The organism is Escherichia sp. XD33, assembly GCF_019375075.1.
GTDB lineage: Bacteria > Pseudomonadota > Gammaproteobacteria > Enterobacterales > Enterobacteriaceae > Enterobacter > Enterobacter flexneri_A.
In genome coordinates this window covers 1-2,793 of record NZ_JAENDM010000140.1, presented here as the reverse complement: position 1 = coordinate 2,793, position 2,793 = coordinate 1, and the positions used below count along the sequence as shown (strand labels likewise).

The window sequence follows — 2,793 nt, the reverse complement described above, 5'->3', positions numbered from 1 at the left end:
TTCCAGCGCCATCTCTTCCACGGTTTTCAGCTGGAAGCCGTCCTGGAACACCACGGTCACTTCGTTGCCCGCACCAATCGGTATCACCGGGTGATACTGTTCGGCACGTTTGATGTAGTAGTCACTGAGCGTCTGTGCGGCTTTCGATGCGCCGCCACCGATACCCATTTTCAGGACATCACCAGCCCCGTAAGCGGCTGTGGCACCCAGCCCGACAGCCGGCTGGGAGGCGCGCTCCATTCCCTGACCGATACCGTCAACAAATCCCGCGCCCCATGCCCAGCCGAGGATTTTGCCGTTACGCATCACCACTTCGCCCTTGATACCGTTTTTACCCCGGAAGCTGACATGCCCCTTAATCGGCATATCAATAGTTTTGCCGTCCTTCAGGCAACTGATATTGCGGGTGCGTACAATGGCACGCTCACTGGACACATCACCCCAGGCTTCCAGACCCACAAAACATCCCGTTGCGTCATACGTCTTGCTGTTCGGCATTTCCACCAGGCCGGTGATACGCAGCTGCATCGGCACCGTGGATTCATTACCGGTGACAGAGGCATTGGCATCCGCCCCTTCAATCAGCATGGCTTTCGCAAAACTTCCTGACGGAATGTACGGCAGTGATGGTCCCTGTTTTCCCTCATTACGGGTAAACACCTTACGCTGTATCCGGTTAGGCACCGGCACAGACTGGTAGGTCACCTGTGGTGGTGGCGTGACACCATTCCCGGGATAAAACGCCGTCGGCGGTGGAACAGCAACGCTGCCCTGCGGCGGGAAGGATACGGGGGTGTTTCCTGGCTGTGGTTCGCCTTCCGGCCCGGGCGGTGAGGCTGGCGTCTGCGGTACAGGCTCACCGGTCGCGGTGACGGGATTTGCACCCAGGGCTTTCACCTGCTCTGCCAGGGCAGCATTATCCTGTCCCAGCTTTTCAATACGACGCTGGTCATCACCGCGCTGTTTGTTCAGGACATCCAGTTCACGACGGATTTCCTCATACTGCTTCTGCATCTGCGCTGCCGTCACCTGCATCTCTGTGGTGGCATGCTGACGCACCTTGTCATCAAAGGTCGTATCCACCACACCGGTCATATCCGGCACAGGCTCCTGTTCAGCCACGGTTTCACCGTTACCGGACATGTCCACATCAGACAGATACAGTGCCCCACCAATCGCGGAGGCTGTACCGACAACCACAATCCCCAGCCACAGGTACTGCTTGCGTTTCACAATGGTATTGATACTGGCCATCAGTTGCCCTCCCCGTCACGGATGACATACACATCCATGCGCGCACCTGCCAGTAACTGGCTGGCAGGCTGGCTGAACATCACGGCACGGGTTCCCGGCTGCCAGAAGTCACTTTCCCGGATATTCAGGGCAGACAGCGTTTTATTTTCCACGGCAAAGCGGACCATCTTCAGGTGATTCCCCGTCCATACGGCATCTGCCACTGAAGACAGCCCCGCCGGGGCCTGCAGGGTTTCCTTTGTCACCGGGACCTGATACCAGCCTGCGGGTAATTTTCCGCCACGGACGGCCTGGCTGATGGTCACAAGCAGGGATTCGTAAGGCGTGGACGTTTCCCACGCACCGGCTTCTTCTCCGGTTCCGCGCAGGTCACTGACCAGCTGAATGGTACGCCCCGCGCCTTCACGGGGAACGGCCTGAATGGAAAGATTCAGACCTCGTTCTGTTTCCAGAATGAACGTAAAGGGCTTTTTGTTGACGGTGGCAACCACCACACCGCCGGAGGCGGTCTGCTCATTATTGGTCAGGGCACCATCCAGACTGTTCACGGCGATAATCCGGTCACCGGGAACGGTAAACAGATTCGGGCTGGTATTGCTAATGGCAATACTGGCCTGACCACCGTTCACCATTGGCACCACGGTGGGGGCCAGCGTACCGTTTGCGGCCATCACGCTGCAGGAAAAAAACAGGCTGCCGAATATTATTGCCGTATTATTTTTTCTCATCGTCTGTTTCCCCGAAATTATCCAGCCAGGTCACCCCGTTTTCCCGCTTCAGAATAAGGATGTAATGTTTGATATCAGTGAAAGGTTTTGAATCACCAATCCAGGTTTTAAGCACACCACGAATTTCCACACGGCCATACTGAGGCCAGACACGAACACTGGTCTGGAAAAAGGCTGAGTTCACGTTATCGGTTTTAATACGCTTCGCTTCTTCAGCCAGAATAACTTTCATCTGGTTCTGTGCGCCCGGGCGGATATATTGCAGAAGCGCCTGATGTGAGGCGTCGACGGTTTCTGATGAAACATTCAGACGGAGGGCAATAAATGACAGCGCCATCTGCTGTAAATAAGAGGCGTCGGCACTGTTCTGTGACACGGCAAAGGGGGCATTAAATGCCATTGGCGTCACGGCAGTGCGTTGCTCATTCTGAAGACGGTAGTTATTCACCCCCTGAATGACGTTAACAGAGAGGCTGAGAACAATAAGCACTGACATAAATATAAAGGCGATGGCCATTACACGACTGGTACTTAAACGGGCACCGTGTTCCATATAACAATCCTGGTATCAGTTCTATTTAATCCACTGCCGGAAACACGAATCGGGAACATTATGAAAAATACCGCGCAGCAGGGCTGTTGGCATATACCAGTAAATCAGGTCACGTAACCAGGAACTGCCCCGCCCTTTTTTCAGTTTTTTAATCCCGAAATAAACCAGAACCGCTGCACCAATACCGAACAGATATTTCGATGTTGTGATACCCCAGCCAATACAGATTGCTGCGGGGATCAGTTCATCCAGTGGCAG

4 protein-coding genes are annotated in these 2,793 nt (G+C 54.5%); all 4 read right to left on the bottom strand.

Translation table 11 applies throughout. The annotated features are described in order from the left end of the window. On the bottom strand, positions 1-1,254 hold a 1,254-nt coding region (gene traB, locus K0778_RS25550; RefSeq protein WP_153520328.1), incomplete at its 3' end, for an F-type conjugal transfer pilus assembly protein TraB. Next, positions 1,254-1,982: a type-F conjugative transfer system secretin TraK gene (gene traK, locus K0778_RS25545; RefSeq protein WP_001230787.1), complete on the bottom strand. Its 729-nt coding sequence runs from the start codon at positions 1,980-1,982 to the stop codon at positions 1,254-1,256. The genes traK and traB, both read right to left, overlap by 1 nt. Continuing rightward, the gene (gene traE, locus K0778_RS25540; protein WP_000399794.1) at positions 1,969-2,535 is read right to left on the bottom strand and encodes a type IV conjugative transfer system protein TraE; all 567 of its coding nucleotides are present in this window, start codon (positions 2,533-2,535) and stop codon (positions 1,969-1,971) included. Before traE ends, traK begins: the two co-directional genes overlap by 14 nt. A gap of 21 nt (positions 2,536-2,556) precedes the next feature. Then, positions 2,557-2,793, bottom strand: a 237-nt coding sequence (gene traL, locus K0778_RS25535; protein WP_063101230.1) for a type IV conjugative transfer system protein TraL, incomplete at its 5' end; no start/stop codon positions are given.

Excerpts from the sequence above, each read along its gene's own strand:
- traK (WP_001230787.1), bottom strand. The coding sequence starts at position 1,982 with ATGAGAAAAAATAATACGGCAATAATATTCGGCAGCCTGTTTTTTTCC.
- traE (WP_000399794.1), bottom strand. The coding sequence starts at position 2,535 with ATGGAACACGGTGCCCGTTTAAGTACCAGTCGTGTAATGGCCATCGCC.